Annotated in this window: 20 protein-coding genes and 1 riboswitch; of the genes, 18 read left to right on the top strand and 2 right to left on the bottom strand. The window is 43.3% G+C overall.

What is annotated here, in order from left to right; all coding sequences use genetic code 11:
* The 6 genes from IIB39_04205 to IIB39_04180 form a co-directional block, all read left to right on the top strand.
* A partial coding sequence (locus IIB39_04205; protein ID MCH8927902.1) for a hypothetical protein occupies positions 1–1,484 on the top strand: 1,484 nt, incomplete at its 5' end.
* A gap of 124 nt (positions 1,485–1,608) precedes the next feature.
* The gene (locus IIB39_04200) at positions 1,609–2,049 is read left to right on the top strand and encodes a transcriptional repressor (protein ID MCH8927901.1); all 441 of its coding nucleotides are present in this window, start codon (positions 1,609–1,611) and stop codon (positions 2,047–2,049) included.
* A 3-nt stretch (positions 2,050–2,052) separates the two neighbouring features.
* Positions 2,053–4,008, top strand: a complete 1,956-nt coding sequence (gene feoB / locus IIB39_04195) for a ferrous iron transport protein B (GenBank protein MCH8927900.1) — start codon at positions 2,053–2,055, stop codon at positions 4,006–4,008.
* A gap of 168 nt (positions 4,009–4,176) precedes the next feature.
* Positions 4,177–4,851: a metal-dependent transcriptional regulator gene (locus tag IIB39_04190; GenBank protein ID MCH8927899.1), complete on the top strand. Its 675-nt coding sequence runs from the start codon at positions 4,177–4,179 to the stop codon at positions 4,849–4,851.
* A gap of 422 nt (positions 4,852–5,273) precedes the next feature.
* The gene (locus tag IIB39_04185; GenBank protein MCH8927898.1) at positions 5,274–5,552 is read left to right on the top strand and encodes a metal-sensitive transcriptional regulator; all 279 of its coding nucleotides are present in this window, start codon (positions 5,274–5,276) and stop codon (positions 5,550–5,552) included.
* 11 nt (positions 5,553–5,563) lie between these two features.
* Positions 5,564–8,002 carry a heavy metal translocating P-type ATPase gene (locus IIB39_04180; GenBank protein ID MCH8927897.1) on the top strand — a complete coding sequence of 813 codons (2,439 nt, stop codon included), beginning with the start codon at positions 5,564–5,566 and terminating at the stop codon, positions 8,000–8,002.
* On the opposite strand, the gene IIB39_04175 is transcribed toward IIB39_04180, so the two are convergent.
* Positions 7,999–8,355, bottom strand: coding sequence for a VOC family protein (locus tag IIB39_04175; protein ID MCH8927896.1), 357 nt, complete (start codon positions 8,353–8,355; stop codon positions 7,999–8,001). The genes IIB39_04180 and IIB39_04175 overlap by 4 nt on opposite strands.
* 125 nt (positions 8,356–8,480) lie before the next feature.
* On the opposite strand from IIB39_04175, the gene IIB39_04170 reads away from it, so the two are divergent.
* Genes IIB39_04170 through IIB39_04160 form a run of 3 tightly spaced genes read left to right on the top strand, consistent with a single transcriptional unit; the run spans position 8,481 to position 11,872 of the window.
* Positions 8,481–9,458: an HD domain-containing protein gene (locus IIB39_04170; GenBank protein ID MCH8927895.1), complete on the top strand. Its 978-nt coding sequence runs from the start codon at positions 8,481–8,483 to the stop codon at positions 9,456–9,458.
* Between the two features lie 9 nt (positions 9,459–9,467).
* Entirely contained in the window at positions 9,468–10,016 is a 549-nt protein-coding gene (locus tag IIB39_04165) for an ECF transporter S component (protein MCH8927894.1), read from the top strand.
* On the top strand, positions 10,013–11,872 hold the full coding sequence (locus IIB39_04160) for a hypothetical protein (GenBank protein MCH8927893.1): 1,860 nt from the start codon (positions 10,013–10,015) through the stop codon (positions 11,870–11,872). Before IIB39_04165 ends, IIB39_04160 begins: the two co-directional genes overlap by 4 nt.
* 23 nt (positions 11,873–11,895) lie before the next feature.
* Here the strand turns inward: IIB39_04160 and IIB39_04155 are convergent, their stop codons facing one another.
* On the bottom strand, positions 11,896–13,794 hold the full coding sequence (locus IIB39_04155; protein MCH8927892.1) for a TonB-dependent receptor: 1,899 nt from the start codon (positions 13,792–13,794) through the stop codon (positions 11,896–11,898).
* A 218-nt stretch (positions 13,795–14,012) separates the two neighbouring features.
* A riboswitch (cobalamin riboswitch) is annotated at positions 14,013–14,208 on the bottom strand.
* A gap of 164 nt (positions 14,209–14,372) precedes the next feature.
* On the opposite strand from IIB39_04155, the gene IIB39_04150 reads away from it, so the two are divergent.
* From IIB39_04150 to rpsA, 9 genes are read left to right on the top strand one after another with little or no spacing between them, the layout of a single operon-like run.
* Complete coding sequence (locus IIB39_04150) at positions 14,373–15,194, top strand: C40 family peptidase (GenBank protein MCH8927891.1); 822 nt, start codon at positions 14,373–14,375, stop codon at positions 15,192–15,194.
* Positions 15,195–15,220: 26 nt separating this feature from the next.
* Positions 15,221–15,721 (top strand): HNH endonuclease, encoded by a 501-nt coding sequence (locus tag IIB39_04145; protein MCH8927890.1) that lies wholly within the window; start codon positions 15,221–15,223, stop codon positions 15,719–15,721.
* Positions 15,722–15,723: 2 nt separating this feature from the next.
* Positions 15,724–16,731: a tryptophan--tRNA ligase gene (gene trpS / locus IIB39_04140; GenBank protein MCH8927889.1), complete on the top strand. Its 1,008-nt coding sequence runs from the start codon at positions 15,724–15,726 to the stop codon at positions 16,729–16,731.
* On the top strand, positions 16,709–17,455 hold the full coding sequence (locus tag IIB39_04135; GenBank protein MCH8927888.1) for a segregation/condensation protein A: 747 nt from the start codon (positions 16,709–16,711) through the stop codon (positions 17,453–17,455). The genes trpS and IIB39_04135 overlap by 23 nt, the downstream gene beginning before the upstream one ends.
* Positions 17,445–17,993: an SMC-Scp complex subunit ScpB gene (gene scpB / locus IIB39_04130; protein MCH8927887.1), complete on the top strand. Its 549-nt coding sequence runs from the start codon at positions 17,445–17,447 to the stop codon at positions 17,991–17,993. The genes IIB39_04135 and scpB overlap by 11 nt, the downstream gene beginning before the upstream one ends.
* Positions 17,990–18,694, top strand: a complete 705-nt coding sequence (locus tag IIB39_04125) for an rRNA pseudouridine synthase (GenBank protein ID MCH8927886.1) — start codon at positions 17,990–17,992, stop codon at positions 18,692–18,694. Before scpB ends, IIB39_04125 begins: the two co-directional genes overlap by 4 nt.
* Positions 18,685–20,394 carry a short-chain dehydrogenase gene (locus IIB39_04120; protein ID MCH8927885.1) on the top strand — a complete coding sequence of 570 codons (1,710 nt, stop codon included), beginning with the start codon at positions 18,685–18,687 and terminating at the stop codon, positions 20,392–20,394. Before IIB39_04125 ends, IIB39_04120 begins: the two co-directional genes overlap by 10 nt.
* Before the next feature lie 46 nt (positions 20,395–20,440).
* Positions 20,441–21,151 carry a (d)CMP kinase gene (locus IIB39_04115; protein ID MCH8927884.1) on the top strand — a complete coding sequence of 237 codons (711 nt, stop codon included), beginning with the start codon at positions 20,441–20,443 and terminating at the stop codon, positions 21,149–21,151.
* Positions 21,141–23,420, top strand: coding sequence for a 30S ribosomal protein S1 (gene rpsA, locus IIB39_04110; GenBank protein ID MCH8927883.1), 2,280 nt, complete (start codon positions 21,141–21,143; stop codon positions 23,418–23,420). The genes IIB39_04115 and rpsA overlap by 11 nt, the downstream gene beginning before the upstream one ends.
* The last annotated feature ends 80 nt before the right edge of the window (positions 23,421–23,500 follow it).

Genomic DNA, 23,500 nt, shown 5'->3' with positions numbered 1-23,500 from the left:
AAGAATATGCAGATGCATTCGTATCATTCATTGATGGAGAAGAAAATGTTGACCAACTCGTAATTGGACTTCATGGAGAATGGGGGCGGGGTAAATCTACTCTAATGGGTAAGATAAAAGAAAAACTCGAGGATCAGAAGTATGCTACCGCTAAATTGAATGCTTGGAAGTATCACAAGGAAGAAAATATTTGGGCAGCCTTTCTACAAACGGTATTAGATCAAATGCAGAAGAATTTAAAAGTATGGTGGAAACCATACTATTATTTTAGCCTGTTTCGACATGCCAAGTCAATTATGTGGATAGTTACTTTATTATTTATCGCTGGTTTACCTATAGCATTCTACTTTAATTCCATTTGGCTATTATTTCCATTCTCTTCAATGATTGCATATAAAATTCTTAAAGAACCGGCAAAGATGGTCATGGAGAGCTTGAATAAAGCAGATTGGTTTAATTTTAAAATATTTGAAAGATATGACTATACTGAGTCATTGGGTGTTGTGGGGAAAATGGATTCTGATTTAGTAAATTTAACGAAGGTATTTAGTCGGGTGAATCGAAAAAAAGGTCCAATTATTATTTTCATAGATGATCTCGATCGCTGCCCTCCTAATAGAGTAGTTGAAGTTATAAATGCTATTAATACATTAACCTTGAGCAAAGGATTTATCTTCTTTTTAGGATATGACAGAAAATATGTAGCGTCTGCAATATGCGCCGAATATAAAGAAATGATTGGCATTTACTATGATAAGAAAATAGATAAGTTACAGTTTGGTTATGAGTTTCTTGATAAAATAATTCAAATACCGTTTAGGATACCAGTAGGAAGTACGACAGAAATTCATAAGTTTGTTAGAGAAAGACTAAAATTAAAGATCGAACATTATTTAGAACCTAATGAAATAGCGACTGTTGAACCAGCAGTAATTATCCCTGAATCAAAAGAAGATTTCAAGAATATTTCACAAAAGAGTGAATCGGAAGAAGAATCAGAAACGAAGTCTGCGGACTCGGAGACAGATCTTGAAAAGCCAAAAGAGAAAATATCAAAAGATCAACTAAACGAGATTACCGGATCTATTCTCAAGTCAGCAGTTAGTGAATACCGTCTCACAAATCCGAGGAAGATAAAGAAATTTATAAACACATTTAAATTAATGTCTTATATCGCGTTGGAACAAAGAATAGGTGGCATTGGTAATTTCAGCCTTAAACAGCTCGGTTTTTTAATGTTCTTCGAATCTAATTATCGTGCTGAATTGAAGTACATATTAAGTGATCTCAAGCAAGAAGATATGCAAATGGGTGCAGACATCAATAACAATACTACTGAAAAAATTGAAGAACATTTAATGAATGTGGATATAAGAAATAAAATGGAAAAAGAATTAAATAATCTATTTGGTGTAAAAAATAGAAAAAATCTCAAAGAGAAAACAGAACCTGTATTAAACTTTATTTCAGGCGCGTTGACTTAACGAGTATCACAAGCCCTAATACGAGTGGAAAAATCTCAGAAGGGTAGATAATTTTCCTTGCATGGTTGCATTTGTCTGTGTAGTTTCTAATTGAGATTGAGTTTCAATTACATTTGGTAAGGAAATGGATAAACGGTTAATAGAAAAATTCAAGGACACGCTCCACACCAACGGTATGAAATGCACACCGGAGCGGCTTTCCATTTTCAAAGAAGTTTACAGCTCTTCGGAACATTTTGACGCAGACGAGATTTACTTTCGGATGCGTAATGAGAAGAAAAGGGTATCAAGAGCCACTGTTTACAGGACGTTGGATATGCTGGTTGAGAACGGATTCGTCTCAAAAGTGAATGTGGGAACGAGTCAGGTGCATTTCGAGAATACTCTCGCTCAGAAGCATCACGAACATCTTGTCTGTACGAATTGCGGAAAAATAATCGAATTCAACAACAACATAATTGAGCAGCAGCAGGATAAGGTTTGTAAGGAATACGGATTTATGCCCACTAAACATAACCTCATCATTTTCGGTTTATGCGATAAATGCCAGCTGCGGAAGGGATAAGCATTGCACGGACACTTAGCGAAACCCGTTAACAGAAAATCATCTCCCGTGGTTCTCGTCGGCAATCCCAATGTGGGTAAAAGCGTTATTTTCGGCTATCTTTCCGGGAAATATGTGACGGTTTCCAACTATCCGGGGACAACCGTCGAAATATCGCGAGGGACCATAGGAACCAACGGTACCAAAGACACGATAATTGACACTCCCGGCGTGAATAACCTGCTGCCCTCCTCGGAAGATGAGCGGGTGACCCGGGACCTTCTGCTTCGGGAGCGACCAAAATCAATCGTTCAGGTTGTGGATTCCAAGAATCTCAAAAGGGGACTTCTGCTGACGGTACAATTGGCTGAGATGGATCTGCCGATAATTCTTAATATGAATATGACCGATGAAGCGCTCAGTCGGGGAGTCTCGCTTGACAGCGCCGGGCTCTCAAAGGTTCTTGGCGTTGACGTTATAGAAAGCGTTGCTATCAGAAACAAAGGTCTCAAAGATCTTTCGGAAGCTATCAAATCCCCGAAAGTTCCGAAGATAAAGGTCAGCTACGGTCCGATAATCGAGCCGGGCATAACGGAAATCAGCGAGCTATTGGGGGATTCGATTGAGGGACGGCGCGCCATATCGCTGATGGTACTTGCGCGTGATGAAAGCATATTCGGGTATTTGCAGGACATATTATCTTCCGAACAAATTGATGAGTTAAAAGTAATTGTCGACACCGCTCAGGAAAAATTCGGCGAGTCTCTATCAAGGGTTATCACACGTCGGAGAATGAAGGAGGCGGGACGGATTGCGGATATGGCTGCCGGAAAAAGTTCAGGCAGCGGCTCTGATTTTGCCACAAAATTAGGCAAATTAACTATGCACCCGTTCTGGGGATTGGGCTTCGTTTTTGCTGTTCTCTATATGATGTATCAATTCGTAGGCGTTTTCGGGGCGGGATTTCTAACTGATTATTTAGAGCAGGTCCTGTTCGGTCAATATCTTTCCGTCTGGTTCGCCCAGCTCTTTTCGTATGTGCCTGTTGAAATTATCAGGGATATTTTTGTAGGTGAATACGGTTTACTCACAATGGCTCTTCCGTATTCCATTGCGATTATTCTTCCTGTTGTGGTTACGTTTTTCATCGCTTTCGGAATATTGGAAGATTCCGGTTATCTGCCGCGGTTGGCGGTAATGCTGAATCAGGTTTTCAAGCTTATGGGATTGAACGGAAAAGCTGTGCTGCCGATGGTGCTTGGGCTTGGATGCGATACGATGGCAACGCTCACCACCCGAATTCTTGATACGAAAAAGGAACGTATCCTCGTGACTCTGCTCTTAGCGTTGGGAGTCCCATGCAGCGCGCAGTTAGGAGTTATAATGGGTCTTTTAGGCGCAATATCAATATCCGCTCTGTTCATCTGGGGAGCGGTAGTTTTCGGCGTTTTGGTGGTGGTCGGATTCCTTGCTTCAAAGGTACTGCCGGACGAAGGCTCGGATTTCATTCTTGAACTTCCTCCTATCAGAATGCCGAAAATCGGTAATATAACGGTGAAAACATTAGCCAGGACAGAGTGGTATGTGAAGGAAGCGGTTCCGCTTTTCTTCTTCGGCACATTCCTTCTTTATCTGTTGGATGCGACAGGCGCGCTGCTGGTCATTGAACGGCTTGCCAGTCCGCTTGTCCAAACAGTGTTGGGGCTTCCCGCAAAGGCAACGCAAGCGTTCATAGTAGGTTTCTTGAGAAGGGATTATGGAATTGCCGGTCTGAACGGAATGGATCTGACAACAGCTCAAATTTTAGTTGCGTCGGTCACATTGACGCTGTTCATCCCATGTATCGCAAACTTCCTAATTATGATAAAAGAACGCGGGATGAAGATGACAATGGCAATGACGGCTGTGATATTGCCGATAGCGTTCATCGTCGGCGGACTACTTAATCTGTTGCTCAATGCGGTGGGATATACAGGATGAAATGTCCACTCTGCGGAGGCGAATATACTCACGCCGAGATGGCTTGCCACTCGGGCTGCCCGTTCAATAAAGGATGCAATATCCTCTGTTGTCCGCATTGCGGGTACGAATATGTTGAAAAATCATACATAGTTGATTTATTTAGAAAATTATTCAGGAAAAAAACGAATGATGAAACCAGAGAAGCTGGATCACCTACTTGAGCATATTTATCTCCTTTTAGAAGAGGGGGATAACGGTTCAGGAAAGAAAAACGGCGTACGGTGCGACCACGCGTCATTGAACGGTTATGCCGAATTTTTGCCGGACGCGGAAGAATCAAAACTCCTGATTGTCAGCGGTGAAACGATGGAGCTCACCGATTCAGGGATGCTTAAAGCCGAAAGTCTGATAAGGCGACACAGGCTCACCGAACGGCTATTGAAAGACCTGTTACAGGTCTCCGAAGAAGAGATGGAAGCGCAGGCTTGCAAATTTGAGCATGTGCTTAGCCCGGAAGTTGAGGATTCGATTTGCACGCTGTTAGGGCATCCGACTTTTTGCCCGCACGGCAGAAAAATACCACGCGGAGAATGTTGCAAGAAATTTAATACGAAATTGAGTCCCGTAGTTGTGCCTTTGAACCGGCTTGAAGTCGGCAAAACTTCGAAGATTATATTTACCACGCCGGCATATCACGAACGGTATGAAAGGCTGACTCTGCTTGGCGTAGAGCCCGGTGCGGTCATCTCATTGTATCAGAAATTCCCTTCGTTCGTCATAAAAGTAGATGAGACGGAAATCGCTCTTGACAGCGAAGTTGCCCGGGAGATATTCGTCCGTCCTTTTAACGGCAAATCGTAACATAAAATAATACAAAACTGCACAGGCATATGTTAATCAGATGTCTCATTTTCGCTGGTTAAGGTTTTCGGTCTTTCCCAGTTTTAACGACAGCTGTGAGACAATAGCGATAATCTTCAACTCCTGAACCACCCGGTCTTTCGTCCCGAACAATCGGGACAAAATCCGCCCCTCCTTTGAAAGGAGGGGATAAAAGGGGTGGTTGTCTTATTGAGCGCTGTCAGGGCCTGTCCGATTAACGCCGGACGCAAAGACGTTAGGAAAACTCGCAGCAGTAAGGCGATTGATAAAGCAGTCTAACATCTACCTGAGCTTTCCGAGCAATAAAATAAATTAGCTTGACAGGTGGAAAATATTAGTTATATTGACGAATATAAAACAATACCCCATAGGGGTATAGGGTATTATCAAAAGGAGTCGTTATGCTCGACGAACTGACACAAAATAAATCGCTGAGAAGATTGAAATCCATTAAAGGACAAATCGGCGGTTTGGAACGAATGGTCAGCGAAAAAAAATACTGCATGGACATCGTCAATCAGATTACCGCAGTCAGGAAGGCGCTGGACTCATTGGCATTCGTTATTATGGAACGGCACGTGAAAAGTTGCGTCAGGGACGCGTTCGTGAACAGTGATGAAAAGGAAGCAGACAGGAAAGTTGACGAACTTTTTAATGAAATAAATAAATTTTTAAAATGAGGGATCTGAAAATGGCAATTGATCCGGTTTGTCATATGGATGTGGAACCTGATAAAGCGGCAGGCAGCAGCGAATACGAAGGTAAAACAATATATTTTTGTTCTGATTATTGTAAAGATATGTTCGATAAAGAGCCTGAAAAATTCCCGCTTGAACCATCGAAAGATAGTGGTGGAAATCATCACGACTCGCACGAACACCATCATCACGAGCATACGCACACCGATGCTACGGGAGCCATATATACCTGTCCTATGGACCCGGACATCAAACAGAATACGCCGGGCGCCTGCCCGACGTGCGGAATGGGATTGGAGCTGATGGAACCTGTACTGAAAACAAAACGCGAATATGTCTGTCCGATGCATCCTGAAGTGGTGAAAGATGAGCAGGGTTCGTGTCCGATCTGCGGAATGGCGCTTGAGCCGAGGACAGTAACTTTGGATGACGAGGAGAGCGAAGAGCTCAAAGATATGACAAAACGATTCTGGGTAAGTTCGGCTCTTGCTCTTCCTCTTTTACTGCTGACAATGTCACAGATGTTTCTTGGCTTCAGTCTAATAGACCCTGTTATGAGTCATTGGATTGAATTCGCACTTGCCACGCCTGTTGTACTTTGGGGAGCAGCTCCGTTTTTCCAGAGAGGCTGGTTCTCAATTGTGAACAGAGCGCTGAATATGTTCACGCTTATAGCGATAGGAACAGGAGTTGCGTATCTGTACAGTCTTGTGGCGGTTTTCTTGCCGGGTATATTTCCGCCTGCATTCAGAGGAGCGCACGGTGAAGTGGGGGTTTATTTCGAAGCGGCGGCTGTCATAACCGCGCTTGTGCTGTTGGGACAGGTTTTGGAATTGAGAGCAAGAAGCAAAACAAGCGGGGCGCTGCGGGCGCTTCTCGGGTTGGCTCCAAACTCGGCGAGAAAGGTAAGCGCAAACGGCGAAGAAAAGGATATACCTCTTGAAGACGTAATCGTCGGCGATATTCTTCGCGTGCGTCCGGGTGAAAAAATCCCTGTGGATGGAGTCCTAACTGAAGGCGAGAGTTATATTGATGAGTCTATGATTTCGGGCGAGCCGCAGGAAGTTAAAAAGAGAGTGGGCGAATCGGTTACAGGGGGGACGGTGAACGGCAGGGGCAGTTTCCTTATGGAAACGGAAAAAGTCGGAGTGGATACGCTCCTTGCGCGCATCGTAAAGATGGTGAGTGAAGCACAGCGAAGCCGCGCGCCGATACAGGGTCTTGCGGATAAAATTTCATCCTATTTCGTCCCGATAGTTGTGGGAATCAGCGCGTTGACATTCATTATTTGGAGCATATACGGTCCTGATCCCAAGATGGCATTTGCCCTTGTGAACGCTGTGGCAGTGCTGATAATCGCCTGTCCGTGTGCATTGGGGCTTGCGACTCCTATATCAATTATGGTCGCCACTGGAAGAGGAGCCACAGCGGGACTGCTCATCAAGAACGCCGAGGCGTTGGAGACTCTTGAAAAAATAGATACTCTGGTAATAGATAAAACCGGCACTCTCACGGAAGGCAAACCGAAGCTTGTGAGTATGAGTGTAAGGAGTGAATTCAATGAAGATGAGTTTCTCAGTCTTGTGGCGAGCGTTGAGACATCCAGCGAACATCCTCTCGGAGCTTCAATCGTTAATGCCGCAAGAGAAAGAGGGTTGGAGCTGGGAAAAGTAGTGGATTTCGAGTCTATTACCGGGATGGGCGTTAGGGGAACGGTTGACGGGAAAAAAGTATCTGTGGGGAATCTGAAAATGTTGGAAAAAAACAGTATAGATTTTTCAGCGATTGAGAGTGACGCGGCTAAAAAACGGTCAGAAGGAGAGACGGTTATCTATGTCGCAATAGATGACACCATCGCCGGGTTCATCGGAATTGCCGATCCTATTAAATCCACCACAGAAGAGGCGATCCTTTATCTGAAAAATGAAGGGATTGAAATTATAATGCTTACCGGCGACAGCCGCGAGACCGCCGAGGTAGTGGCTAAAAAAGTAGGCATAAAACAGATAGAAGCGGAAATCCTGCCGGACGAGAAGAACGAGATAGTCAAAAAGCTTCAGCAGTCGGGAAAGATAGTCGCAATGGCGGGTGACGGTATTAACGACGCTCCGGCTCTTGCTCAGGCGGATGTGGGTATCGCAATGGGAACGGGAACAGACGTCGCCATTGAAAGCGCCACTGTTACATTATTGAAAGGCGACCTGATGGGAATCGCCAGGGCGCGGAAGTTGAGCAGAGGCACTATGAGAAACATCAGGCAGAATCTTTTCTGGGCGTTTATTTACAACGCGCTTGGTATTCCGCTGGCTGCCGGCGCGCTATATCCGATTTTCGGGCTGCTTCTGAGTCCGATAATTGCGGCAGCGGCGATGAGCTTCAGTTCCGTTACGGTAATTGCGAATGCGCTGAGATTGAGGAAGATTGCGCTTTAGGCGGATTTAACTTCCCAAAGTCCCATCGGATTGCCTTCAGGGTCGGTGAAAAGCGCGAACCATCCCGCATCGCCCACTTCCTGACGGCCCAGCTGACTTTGACCGCCGTTTTCCACGACACTTTCCATAGCAGTCTCAAGATTGTCAACTTGAATATATCCCACACAGCCACCGATCTGATGGACTTCCGGTTTGGTGAATCCGCCGCTAATGCCTCCGCCGTCAGCGGTAAACAGGACGTAATCCTCATTCGGCATAGGAGTTAATTCCCAGCCGAATACTTTAGCGTAAAATTCAGGTGCTGTATCAAGGTTTTTCACCGGAATATCTATATGTACGATGCCATCTGCCATAACTTCCTCCAAAAGAGTGTTGAAAATATTATCTCTGCACAAAGATATAGATAATAGGATTAACCTAAAAGCGAAATTCCGGTAAACAAATCGCGCAATTCAAAAGGGCTTGACATTTTAGAGGTATGAAATATATTATTAAGCTTCTTATGACTAAGAAAATCCAACCTATTTCATCATTTAAACCTGACAGCGATGTGCAAGGGTTCTATCTCGTTACGGAAAAATCACTGCGGAAGACGAGAGCGGGAGATTCATATTTGGATATGACGCTTTCCGATAAGACGGGAAAGATTTCGGCTAAGATGTGGCAGGGCTTTGAGAAGGCTGCCGAAGAATTTGAGCAGGGTGACGCTGTGGTGGTAAAAGCGCATACGGACGTTTATCGGAACAAGATGCAGCTGAATGTGTCGAAGATCAGTAAGGTCAGGGAGGAACATGAGGAATACGGTTTTTCACTGGACTCCCTTGTCCCTTCTTCGGAAAGGGATTCCAAAGAGATGTGGACAGAAGTAATGGAATTGATTGATTCGGTAGAAGATAAGTTTCTGAAGAAGATTCTTGAAGTCATTTACGAAGAAAACGAAAAAAGAATACAGAATTATCCTGCGGCGAAATTCATTCATCATAACTTTCGAGGCGGATTATTGGAGCATACGCTATCTTTAGCAATTGATTCGATTTATTTCTCAAAAAAATATCCTTATCTCAATAGGGATTTGCTGCTCACAGGCGCATTGCTTCACGATATCGGAAAGGTAAAAGAGCTATCGGGTGAAGTAGCCACGACCTATACGGACGAAGGAAGCCTGATCGGGCATATAATCCTCGGAAGGGATATGGTGAGAGATGCCGCAAGGGAGATAAATAATTTTCCGGCGGAAACGCTTCTGCTGCTTGAGCATCTAATCCTCTCTCACCAGGGAAAATACGAGTATGGTTCTCCACGGAAGCCGATGATAAAGGAAGCGCTTATTTTGTTTTACCTTGATGATTTGGATTCAAAAATGAATATATTTATGAAAACAATTGCGGAAGACGAGAACGATGGGAAATGGACAAGCGCAGAAAATTATTTCGGAGTTCCATTGTACAAAGGATAACGGGATTAAATGTTAAAATTATCAACCAGAGATATGGCTATGGTGGGGATGCTATCCGCTCTCGCCGTTGCTATGGGATACGCGTTTATATTCGTTCCGAATATCGAGATGGTGTCGGCTACGATTTTCATATCGGGATATTTTCTTGGAGTATCAAAAGGGATACTTGTGGGCGTTATAGCAGAAACCATCTATTCCGCGTTTAATCCGATGGGTTCGGGTTTGGCTTTTCCTTATCTGTTTGCCGCCCAAATTATGGGAATGTCGCTCTTTGGGGCTGTTGGCGGATTAGTCGGCAGATGGGGAAATAAGAATGTCTTTTCGAAAGGCAAGATAATCGCATTTGCAGTTTCGGGATTTATATGCACAATCTTCTTTGATTTGCTTACGACACTTTCATGGCCTCTGGCAGCGGGTTTCGAAGGCAACCAGCTGTTCGCTACTATTGCTCTCGGCGCTCTGTTTATATCAATTCATGTAATATCAAATACGCTTATATTTTCGATTGCCGTGCCCTCGATTCTGAAAGCGGTGATTAAATCGGGACGATTCGCTTGAGATTATATTTAGCCGCATCAATTTTCTTATCAATCTTTTTTTTTGGCACTGTTTTAGCTCAGGAATCGGAATCACCGCCTGATTCTACCCAGACAGCCGAAACATATGATTATAAATTCAGTGAATCCCGGCAATTCAGAAATACGCTTAGAGACGAGGAGTTGCTGCGTGGAGTTTCCGACTTGCTGTGGCAGAGTTCGGAATTTCTGGTATTTTCCCGTGGGACATACGGCTCCGCGTGGTATGGCGCGCCTATTGGGCTTAATCCGAGGTATCTGACTGTTTTCACGCAAGGCAGACCGATGCGAAACCTGCGAAAGGGGAAATACGATCTTAGTCTTGCCCTCGAATACAATCTGACAGAGACTTCTTACGAAAGCGCCGCGGGAAGTCATTCTGACGGCGAACCTTCGTTAAGCAAGGTGGATTTTAATATATTACCGGAATTCCTGAACGATAACATATCACAGTTCGTTACGAGAAGGGGAAGAGGAGATTATGACGACATAAATGTAATTTTGACACGCAGATTGACCAAGAATTCGGTGTTTCAGTTTCAGGGATTGATTCGGGATCAGGCAGAACGGGATCTGACTCTGAATTATAACGGACGAAAAATCTCGGCGATATATGGAAGAAGAACGGATAGCGGTTGGAACGGCAGTTATTCGCTTAGCCATACGTTTCGGAGGATAAATTTAACAGGTCCGAAAATCTTAAATATATACAGGTATGATACCGACGGAAGTTTACGGGAAGTAACTTATGATCATACTTTGAATGTTCACTCGCCGAAAGGAAATACAAATATCCAGGCCTATCTTTCCACCTCCGAATTGAGACGAAAGGATAACAGCAGAACAGCTCTTTTTCCATTAAGAACATTCGACGACCAGAGCCTGTCTTATTATTATGGATTTCATCTAAACCAGAAGATAGTCAGCCTCGGAGCCGGCGGGCTTTATGGAGGATTCCGTTCCGAACTTCATAATATCAGGGGTGGAGGATTTGAATTACGCGACCTTCAAAAATCATATGCCTATCTCACACAAAAGATTCGAAGCGGAAATTTCCTGTCAATTGAGGCTACCGAAGGAATCAGCACAGAATCTGAATTTGGCGCTGTAGGTCTGTTTGCCGGAAGTGTGAAAATAAATATTTCAAGCAGTACAAATCTGTCCGGCGAAATTTCCAAATCCGCCGTTGACGTGCCGATTGATTTCCGTCTGATGAATAACTTTAATTTTGGTTTGAGCGATTCCTTGAGCAGGGAAACGATAAATCGAATTTCATTCGGCCTGAATCATCAGGGGAATAAGCTGAAATTCAGAGCGGAGTATCAGTTGACAACGGTCAACAATCCGTTAGTGGTGGAAGCGCTGTTCAATGACGATCTGAGGGTTTTCGTCCGAGATGACTACGAAATTCCGGCTGTTTCCGCGGAAATTGAACGGTCATTCGGCGAAGTTTTGACGCTTGGCGCTTCAGGATGGCAGAATCTGGATTTTGATCCCGATATTCCGTTTTCAAGAGACTATAAGGGAATTGCTTACGGAAGTTTGACTCATAACTTTTTTGACGATAATCTGATATTCACGGCGTATGCCGAAGAAGTGTTGTTAGGCGCGGGACATCGGTTTACTTATGATCCGGCGTTGGATTTTTATATTTCGTTGGGTGGGGACCCGCTGCCGAAAGTAGCCCTGTTCAATTACTGGTTTACGGCAAAGATTTCATCACTGACTATTTTATTCCGAAATGATAATCTCTTTCAAACTCCGTACCAATTAGTTGACGGTTTTAATCTTGCGGGAAACGAATTTTTCTGGGGCGTAAAATGGGATTTCATAAATTAAAATTCCATTTGAACAGAATGCCATCATAAATTCAGAGTTATCCCGCCATAAACTGCTCTGCCGGGAGAAGGATAGCCTGCGACTTCTGAATACTCTTCATCTAATAGATTTTCAATTTTAAAATTTAACCGGACATTTTCACTTAGTTTATATGAAGAGGCTATTCTAAACGTTTTATGCGAGGGAATGAATTCATATACAGCTGGAAAACTTGAGAAGTCGCTGTCAAACCGTTCTCCCACAAAAGTAACGCCGAGATTCAATTGTAGGGAGCTTTTATGACTGTAACTAAAGTTCAGCCCACCGCTGTGTTTGGGTCGTCTCAGCAAAGGATCGCCTGTAGATTTATCCTCAGTTTTGAGATAGGTGTAATTACCGGAAGCGGTCAGTTGATTATTTAAATTTGCCCGAGTTCTGAATTCCAATCCCTGTGAGGCAGCTTCTTCGATATTTTCGTATCCCATCGCGCCGAAGCTTATCAGACTTGTGAAAGTGTTTTCGAAATAATCCAACGAAAGGAAAAATTTGTTTTGGATAAAGCTTTGTTCAACAGCAATGTCGAAACCGGTACTCTCTTCGGGCTGGAGATTTACGTTCCCTACGAAATACTCCGTTCCTTCAAATATCGTAGAGGGCCAGAATAATTCGTTTATAGATGGAGCACGAAATCCGGTTCCAATGCTGCCTCGCAACTTGGTTTCATTACCGGGAGAATTAGATAGGATATACGATGAAGTAAGACGGTAATTAGTGTTACTTCCAAATGTGCTGTGGTCATCGGACCTGACACCGATTGAAACTGTGAAATCATCGTTAAATCTAATATGGTTCAATAAATAAATAGAACGTGTGTTCGTCAGATTATCAAAATTGGTAAAAGCTGATTCTCTTTTTCCTTTTCGTTCTTCCCATTCCACTCCTGATGTGATAACTAAATAAGGGTTTATATGATAATCATTCTGCCAATCAATTGAGCTGATAGATGATGTCAATTCGGAGGAATCCGCTCCAAACGGATTTAAATCACCTTCAACGACCGAATTGTCAAAATCAATATCTCCTTCAGAACGGGAGATAATTAACTTGTGATGCCATTTGGAGGAAACTTTCTGATTAAACAATACCGAGCCGGCTTTTACTCTGTTTGCAGTTCTGGCGTTTGGATCGAAAGTAAGAAAGCGTTGCCCCGGAGTTCCTCCGTCAGAATCAGATATTCTGCCGGTAAACGTGAGTTTGGTAGCAGAGTTGAATTCTGTAGCAATGTTGGCGGAGAATGTTGAGCGGGAGAAGTCATCGTTTTCGAACAAGCCGTCTGTGTCGAGGCGAGAAAATGAGAGAGAATAATTTAGTAAGTTGGTACTTCCGGAGATATTTCCCCATTCTTTTAACGTGCCGAATGATCCGCTTTCTACACTCGCCGAGAGCTTGAAGTCATTGAAGCCCTTTTTTGTGGTGATGTTGATTATTCCGCCGATTGCTTCGGAACCGTAAAGTGTACTCTGCCCGCCTCTAACGATTTCGATGTTTTTAATGTTATCTGTGCTGAGGTTCGTATAATCGAAGCCGCCGTTTAAAGGGTCATTCAACTTAACGCCGTCGAGCATTACAAGAGTGTGTTTACTGTCTGTTCCTCTCATAAATAATGATGTGAGTTTCCCGGAAGAGCCTGTTCGCACTATATCAACGCCGGAAACATTCCGAAGAAGTTCGGAAACATCGCTTACCTGTTGTTTCTCAATAGCGTCTGCTGTAATCAAAGTAACCGAACTTGATACCCTGTCTAATGGAACTTCAATCCGATTCGCGGTTACTACCACGGGGGAAAAGTAAATTATGTTTTTTTCTTCATCGACAGCGGTCTGAGCGAGCGTTGTGGCTGTGATAAGAAAAACAGCAAAAATTGAGCGTATAATTGATTTCATTTTCCGATTACCTCCGGTGCATTTAGTCGTTTTGCCCGCTTTCTGATTGATTACGGCAATCGCATATTGATTCGGTAGATAGGGCAGACAGCTGCTTTGAGAAACCGCCAAAAGTTTTGGCAGTGTAAAATAGGCAGTTACGAATATCCCCGGCGATGTTGCCGGGGTAAGGTAAAAACCGATCTCTTTTCATACTCCTCACCTTCCCCTCGAAGGTTTAAGCGATTGTCCGACCGGAAAGGTTTCCTGACTCGTGGCTGAAACTTTCTTTCGCGCCTTCCCATTCTAACTTTTAGAACAGTGGCATCTTGCGAATTAAAACCACATACAGTAGCGGGGCTGCGCCCGAATCGACAGCTAATGCTTTCTAACGGGCTTCCCTTTACCGGGCAGATCATATAGTTAACATATATAAAATATATTCGGTCATATTAAATGGCAACAGTTTTATAAAAAGGAATAATTTAAGTTGGAAAATCGAATTATTTTCCTGTGAAACGAATAAGGTAAAAGCCTTGACAATATTGGATTCATTAGCTAAATTTCACAAATTAAAGAGAGGAAAATATCGAATAGTAATGGATTTCTTGCCTTTTTATATAATAATGATCGCCGTGGCGCCGATGCGTGCCGAACCGGACCAACGGTCTGAGCAAATAACTCAGGCTCGTTTGGGAGAAATAGTCCGATTCATAGAGGAAGACGACGGCTGGTACAAGGTAAAACTTGAGACAGATGGATACGTGGGCTATATATCTCCGGGAATGGTAAAAGGTTTTAGCGAGAAAGAAGCCGATGAATGGAGAAAATCCGATAAATTTATCTTCGGAGACAGGTCTGCTGAGATTTTAGACGCTCCATTTAAAAGCGCATCGCTAATTAGAACCGCTCATATGGGAGTGAAACTTCCTATAGCGTCAAGAAAGGGTTCATGGGTCGAGCTGAAACTTCCCGACGGTATAAATGGCTGGACTCACAGCAGGCAATTTCAGCTTCAATCTGCGGGAACGAGGGAAGGTATTGCCCAAACGGCACAGCTTTTTCTCGGGGCGCCTTACCTGTGGGGAGGAAGAAGTACGGCAGGATTTGACTGCTCCGGTTTCGTTCAGACAGTGTTTGAATTAAATGGCATTGATATGCCGAGAGATACATATCAGCAAGTCAAGGTGGGGGAAAAGATAGGTGAGGATTACAACGAGGCTGAAAAAGGCGATCTGGTTTTCTTCGACAACGGTAAAGATAAAGTTAATCATATAGGAATTTACCTCGGTGAAGGCAGATTTATTCACTCGTCGGGTATTGTGAGAATCAACGGTTTAGACAGCGATGACCCGAAGCATAGCATAGAATTGCGAAAGCGGTATATGTATGTCCGCAGTGTGGGAGATATGCTGCAATGACTGAATTGTTAAGCTCCAACGGAAAGATGAACACACAGGTATTATTGCTTAACCAGAGTTATGAGCCGCTGCAAATTTGTAATATGCGGCGGGCGATAATTCTTATTTTTCTCGGAAAGGCGCATTCAGTTGAACAATTTGATGATGAGATAAGGTCAGTTTCCTATTCAATTAAAATGCCGGCGGTGATTAGAATTTACAGCTATATCAATCTGCCGCGAAACAGTATTGTGCTGACTCGAAAAAATATACTTAAAAGAGATTCTCTATCCTGCCAATACTGCGGGACAAAGAGTTCTCCCTTAACTGTAGACCATATTATTCCTAAAGTAAAAGGCGGTAAAGACAGTTGGGAAAATCTCACCACAGCGTGCGTATCGTGCAACAATAAAAAGGGAAATCGTACACTTCGGGAAGCCAATCTTAAATTACTTTCGAAACCGAGAGTGCCGAGCAGAATAACATTTATTCAGCGGTTCGTACGTACGCCAATAAAGGAGTGGCGTCCCTATCTATTTATGGATTGATAATGTCACCTGATGGGAAGCGTATTCTCAGCGGGATGCAACCCACAGGCAAATTACACCTTGGGAATCTCGTGGGAGCTCTTGAAAACTGGGTCGAACTTCAGAATTCAGGATATAATAATTTTCATATGGTCGCTGATTGGCATTCCCTCACTACAGATTATAATTCAAGCGGCGATCTGAATGAGATAACAACCCAAGTAGTATTGGATTGGCTTTCAGCGGGGATCGACCCGGAAAAAAGTGTCATATTCGTTCAGTCACATATAAAAGAACACGCCGAATTGAACCTCCTGCTTTCAATGCTTATCACCGTCCCTCGCCTTGAACGAAATCCAACGCTCAAAGAACGCGTGCGGGATACGAACAGTGATGATAATTTGTCGTTCGGGCATCTTGGCTATCCAGTATTGCAGGCTGCGGATATACTTATTTACAGAGCCAACCTTGTGCCTGTAGGCGAAGATCAGCTGCCTCATATCGAAATCACGAGGGAATTGGCGCGAAAATTCAACAGCACATATGGAAACGTATTCCCGGTGCCTGAAGGGAAGTTGACCGAATTCAGCCGTCTGCCGGGGCTTGATAATAAAAAGATGAGCAAATCCGTGGGCAACACAATTCTGATGTCGGACGATAGCGCCGCTTTAACGAAAAAAGTAATGAGTATGATCACCGACCCCGAAAAAATTTATAAAGACAGCAAAGGACATCCCGATATATGTCCTGTGTTCGCGTATCATAATATATTTAATAAAGATGATGTAGCGCAAATTCGCCCGGATTGTGAAGCGGGGACCTTGGGCTGTGTAGATTGTAAAACAAATCTTGCTAAGAAATTAAACAGCTACCTCGACCCTCTAAGAGAACGAAGGGCGGAATATGAATCTAAACCTGATGCAATTCGGGATATAATACACGAAGGTGATTTAAAAGCAAAAAAAGAGGCATCGGAAACGATGTCCGCAGTTTACGAGGCAATGAAATTTGGTCACACCTCTATTAGTTGATCAATACAGGGTTACCCTGCCTGCGTTTGAGGGTCCGTTGGACCTTCTCCTCTTTTTGATAAAGAGGGATGAACTCGATATTTACGATATTCCAATTTCAAAAATCACCGAGGATTTTCTCAATTACCTGACTCTTATGAAAACGTTAAACCTCCAGCTTGCCGGAGATTTTCTCGTGATAGCCGCCACTCTTATGCGGATTAAAGCAAGGATGCTCCTTCCCGCAGCGCCTGTGGATGATGAAGAGGAAATGGAAGACCCGAGGCAGGAACTCGTGGATATGCTTATTGAATATAAGCGGTTTAAAGAAGCCGCAGGCGAACTGAGCGATATAGAGGAAGGCAGAATAAAAATGTTTCCCAGAGTTCAAAGTATGGAGGAAGTATACGGCGGGCCCACCTTAGAGGATTCATTAAAAGACGTAACACTTTATGACCTGCTGGAAACAGTTAGAAAAGTCCTTTCCGAAATGCCTGTAACGACTACGCACGAAGTGGAAACTTTAGATGTCACCATCGAAGAACAAATGGGTGTCATAGAGGGATTTTTCGGAGAAAAAACAGAGTTTTCTTTTATGGAGTTGGCAAAAAGCTTAACTCACAAGGTGGTTGTTGTATTAACTTTTTTAGCGCTGTTGGAATTGATGAGATCAAATAAGGTGACGGTCACGCAAGAAAGCTTCGGAGGGGAAATCATCATAAGGAAAACGACTCATGAAAAGTAACGGAAGTTCGGTTGACAGAATAATCGAAGCTATTATTTTCGCTTCCCCGGAACCCGTAAGTTTGTCACGGATTCGGGAGTGCATCGAAGGCGGAGAAGAATTGGATGTTGACGCAACAGTAGATAAATTGAATAATATATACATAGAAAGCGGCAGATCCTTTCAGATAACAAAAGTTGCCGGCGGTTACCAGATGATTACCCTGCCCGAATATGAGCAGTGGGTCAGAAGGATATTTGTGGGAAGAGGGCGACTCCGGTTATCGTCTCAAGCATTGGAAACACTGTCGATTATAGCTTACAGGCAGCCGGTAAGCAAGCCTACTATGGAATCAATACGGGGTATCAGCAGCGATGGAGTAATAAAAACGCTTCTCGAAAGGAACCTTATAAATATAAAGGGAAGAGAAAATTCTCCCGGAAGACCGATACTATACGGTACTACATCCGAGTTCCTGCGGTATTTCGGCTTGAACCACTTAAAAGATTTACCCGAGCTTAAAGAGATTGAAGAAATATTGGGAGCTTCCGAAAGTTGAGATTGAACCAATATCTTTCAAAAGCCGGAGCTGCATCCCGTAGAAAGAGCGATGTCCTGATTTCCGAAGGCAGGGTTAAAGTAAACGGTGAATTAGTTCAGGAGTTCGGATTCCAGGTGGACGATAAAACCGATTTCGTTACGTTAGACGATTTCCCCGTAAAAGTCATAAGTGAAAACAGATATTATATACTGAATAAACCGTCAGGAACTATAAGCGCGGTTTCCGACGATAGAGGAAGAGTAACGATAATTGATATGATAAAAAATCCCGAAGGTCTTCATCCTGTGGGAAGGCTCGATTACAATACTACGGGGGTAATATTCATCACAAATGACGGAGAATTGACTAATAATCTCACACATCCCTCACGCGGAATTGAAAGGGTATATGAAGCGCGGTTAAGTCGTAAATTCGAAAAGAAAGATGTGAAAATAATCAGGAAGGGCGTAAGGCTTGAGGATGGAGTGGCAAAAGTGCAGAATCTGATTTCAACCGGAGGCAAGAATGTTACGCTCACGCTTACTGAAGGAAAAAACAGAGAGGTAAAAAGGATTTTTGAGGCTATGGGCTATCGGGTTAAGAGATTACACAGAAGCAGCTTTGCGGGATTGAGTGACAGAGGATTAAAAATCGGACAATATCGGGATTTAACTAAAAATGAACTTAAATCGGTCAGGGAAAAGATAAAGTGGACATAACCGGGAAAACTATAATGGTACTGGGCGGCTGGGGAATGGTGGGGCAATCAATTTGCAGGCGGCTGATACCGGAAAACCCTGCGAAGATAGTGGTTTGTTCTCTGCGGAAGGAAGATTCCAGATCGATGTTTGATTGGGTGGAGAAAGAGGTAAGCGGGAAAAATATTGAAGTTGATTGGGATTGGGGCGACATATTTGTTCGTAAGGAATTTATGGAAACTCCCAGATGGGAATTGCTTAAAAATAAAGAGATGCGAAGTCTGCTGATTGATGATATGACGTCCGAGCTCGACTCGGAATCGTTAAAATTAACAGCGCTATACTACCTGTTGGATAAGCATAAACCCCATTGTGTTATAGACTGTATAAACACCGCCACTGCGATAGCATATCAGAATGTATACGGGAATGTGGCAGAAATAAGAAAAATTATGGATGGAATCAAGGACGGCACATCCAAAATTGACGACCTTTCGGAGCAGCTTGACCTTACTCTTGCATCGCTAAACCTTCCACAGCTGATAAAGCATATTCAGGTATTATTTGAATCTTTAAAATCAAATGAAGTAAAGATGTATTTGAAGATAGGAACTACGGGAACGGGAGGAATGGGTTTTAACATACCATATACTCACAGCGAAGAAAAACCGTCTAAGATGCTGTTAACGAAATCCGCTATAGCAGGCGCTCACTCGCTTCTTCTGTTTTTAATGGGCAGGACTCCGGGCGCTTCAATTGTGAAGGAAGTAAAACCCGCAACGGCTATAGCATGGAAAGATATTGGAGTCGGGAAAATTAAACGAGGAGCCAACTATATAAATTTATTTGATTCGGTACCCGAAGAGGCTGTTGAGTTCGATGAAAACAAATCGATATTCGATCAGGGAAGTTGGACTGAACTGAAAGGTGAATTTATTGAAAGCGTGTACATTGATGCCGGAGAAAACGGTTATTTTTCTTTGGGCGAATTTGAGGCTATAACTACTCTTGGACAAATGGAATTTATTACCCCTGAAGAAATAGCCGAAATTGTGCTGCAGGAGATCAAGGGAATAAATACCGGAAGAGACGTCATTTCCGCTTTGGACGCCTCCATTCTATCCCCTACTTACAGAGCGGGAATGATGCGCGAAATCGCTCTGAATGAGATGAAAGATCTTGAAGCTGAATCAGAGCATGACAGTATCGCTTTTGAGAATTTAGGACCGCCCCGATTGACAAAATTGTTATATGAAGCATATATGCTCAAGAGATTGGACGGCGACCTTAAGTCAATAGCAAATGCTGACCCCGAAATTTTGTCCGAAAAATTAGATAAATTGATAAGAGAGGATAAATGGATTCGATCTACAATTATTTCAATCGGGCTGCCTATCTTACTGCCCGAAGGAAATAAATTCATAAGAGGGCCTGAAATCAAGACCCCCCTCCGTGGGGAAAGATGGGAAAAACCACTGTCGGAGGAGATGATAGACGGTTGGTGCGAGCGGGGATGGATAGACCTGAGAGTAAAAAATATGAAGACGTGGATTGGAAGAGCAAATAGAATTATTGCCGAGATTGATTCTCAAGACAGCGCTGACAGTTCATCATACCACGAGAGAACGAAACGATTTTGGTTTGGAGAAGACCAGTTTTCTATCGGAAAGATCGTCGGATGGATATTTGAGGCGGAGGAAAGCGGTTTTAGAATGAAATAAAATCACTTGCATTCGCATTATCCTATTTATACCTTAAAAAGCTATCATGAAGAATTTTGATGAAAAAAATATCGTTGTAACTATTGATGGGGTTGCTGCTTCAGGGAAAAGCACTACCGCTAAGTTAGTAGCAGAATCATTGGGTTTTAAGTATCTTGATACCGGCGCAATGTACAGAGCGGCAGCTCTTGCAGCGAAGAATTCTAAGGTGAACGCCGAAGATGAGGACACTGTCTTTTCTGCGGTTGAAACGAGTAAATTGTCAGTAGAATGTTCTTCAGCTAAAATGAAGATTTTCATCTATGGTGAAGAAGTCTCTGAACAGTTACGGACAGATGAAGTATCGGAGTTGACCTCAATCATCAGTAGATTTCCCAGTGTGCGGAATCTGATGGTGAAATTGCAGCGTGAAATGGTAAAAAACGAAAATTTTGTTGTAGAAGGAAGAGATATCGGCACAGTTGTATTTCCAAATGCTAAATTCAAGTTCTTTCTCACCGCATCTGCGGAAGTAAGAGCCAAAAGAAGATATAAGGAGATGGAGCCGAACCAAAATAACAGTTCTATTGAAGAAGTAGAAAATGAAATAAAGAAAAGAGACCTCAGAGATTCCACAAGAGCGATTTCTCCTCTGAAAAAAGCGGAAGACGCTGTTGAATTGGACACTACTGAGATGACAATTGATGAGCAAGTTAAACACTTAACCCGAGTAATCCAGATGGAAATTCAGAAGGAGTCGCAAGTTTATGCCGGATGAAGAGAAAAGCATTATTGAACCCACTAACCCTGATGTCGCAGAAGTGGAAGTAAAAGAAGAAGTAGCGACGCAGGCAGAAGAAACCACTAAAGAAGCAGAATCACCGGATGTAGAAGTGGCGGAAGAAAAAGAAGTTAAAGAAGTAAAAAAAGTCAGAAAATTAAAAGAAAAAGTAAAAGTAGAAGCGGCAGAACCGGAGACAGCCGCAGAAACCGCTCCATCTGACGGAGAAAGCGCTGACGAGGAAGAGACGGAAGACCTCCCCAAAGAGGAATATGTAGCGCCAACGGATCCTCCGATTACCAATGATGAAATAAGAACGGTTACCGTAGAAGAGCTGGAAAAGATGGTTGCTGAAAATGCTCCGGACAACAGCGATTTGGAGAAATATTACAACGACTCGCTTAATGATATTTCCGAAGGCGATGTAACTGAAGGCAGAGTTTTGGCTGTCAATGACAATGAGGCAATTGTCGATATCGGGTTTAAATCCGAAGGAATTGTGCCGATAGAAGATTTTAAACGTGATGAACTCCCGGAAGTGGGAGATACTATTGAGGTCTATCTCGAACGGTTGGAAGATGAAAACGGTCAGCTTGTGTTATCGAAGAAAAAAGCCGATTTCATGAGAATATGGGAGCGGATAGTAGAAGGATTCAATAACGACGAAATTTTTGAAGGAAGAATATTAAGAAGGGTCAAAGGAGGAATGATAGTTGATCTGTTAGGATTGGACGCTTTTCTTCCCGGTTCCCAAATTGATATAAAACCGATACAGGATTTTGATCAATTCGTCGGAAACAAGTTTGAATTTAAAATTGTGAAACTGAACGAAGCGCGCAAAAATATCGTAGTTTCCCGCCGTGAGCTCATTGAAGAAGATATGAAAGAGAAGAGGCAGGAAGTTCTCTCAGGAATCGAGCAGGGTCAAGTAATGAAAGGAAGAGTGAAAAATATTACTGATTTCGGCGTGTTTGTTGATCTTGGCGGTGTTGACGGTCTCTTGCATATTACGGATCTCTCGTGGGGTAGGGTAAATCATCCATCAGAAGTAGTGTCCATTGATGAAGAGATTGAAGTAACTATCTTGAATTATAATCAAGAGACTGACAGAATATCTCTGGGATACAAACAACTTCAGCCGCATCCCTGGGAAGGTATTGAAGATCGTTTCCCTGTTGATTCTGTCATCAAGGGCAAGGTGGTGAGCATAACGAACTACGGCGCTTTTGTAGAGCTGGAAAAGGGCGTTGAAGGATTGATACATATCTCGGAGATGTCATGGACTCAGCATATTAGACATCCGTCGAATATACTTTCTCTTGGCGGTGAGGTGGAGGCAAAGGTACTGAAAATATTACCCGAGGAAAAGAAAATATCTCTTGGGCTTAAACAGCTTACTCCTGATCCATGGGAAAACATAGAAGAAAAATATCAGGTTAGTACAATCCATTCCGGAGTTGTGAGAAATTTAACGCAATTCGGAGCCTTTGTGGAGATGGAAGAGGGTGTTGAAGGATTAGTGCATATCTCTGATCTTTCCTGGACCAAGAAAGTGCGGCACCCGAAAGAAATAGTTAAAAAGGCTGATGAAATTGAAGTAATGGTGCTTGATATCAGCAGAGAGAACAGAAGAATATCGCTCGGTGTGAAGCAGGTTTCTGAAGACCCGTGGCCGTTATTAGAAGAAAAATTCGGACTTGATCAGCATACGGATGGCACGATAACAAAAGTGCTGGACAAAGGAGTAACGGTTGATCTGCCTGAAGGTGCCGAAGGCTTTGTTCCTCTTTCAAAGCTTACCAATCATAAAGTCAGGCGTGCCGCGGAAATCGTTGAAGAAGGGGATGAGCTGAAGCTGAAGGTAATTGAGTTCAGCAAAGAGGAAAAAAAGATAATTCTTTCCTATGTGGATTATTTAAGTGACTCCGGTGAAGAAGAACCCGCTGATCGTCTTGAGAAAGCTCAACAAAAAAGAGCCGAGAACGCCGAAGCGGCTGTCGCCGCAGAAGTTGGTGAAGAAGCGGCCGTTGCGAAAGATGCAGATGAATCCGGTTCGGATGATCCGGAAATAGTCGAAGATTCCGAAGAGAGCGCCGAAGAAGATTCCGATTCAGAAGAGAAATCTGAAGATAATTCTGAGAATGTCGCTGAAGAAGAAGCTAAGGAAGATTCTGATTCAGAAGAAAAAAGCGAAGATTCAGAAGAAACGGCGGAAGAAGAGGAAAAAGAGAGTGACAGCGATGAAGATGATAAGGAATCTGAATAACCGAGTCGCACTGTAACTCCTATGAATTTGTGGGATAAATAGGGTAATGCAGCCTGAATCCCTTGAAGAATCAAGGGATA

It is taken from the genome of Candidatus Neomarinimicrobiota bacterium (assembly GCA_022573815.1).
Taxonomy (GTDB): domain Bacteria; phylum Fidelibacterota; class SORT01; order SORT01; family SORT01; genus JACZTG01.
The sequence above is the reverse complement of the archived record's forward strand: the minus strand, read 5'-3'. Positions and strand labels throughout refer to the sequence as shown.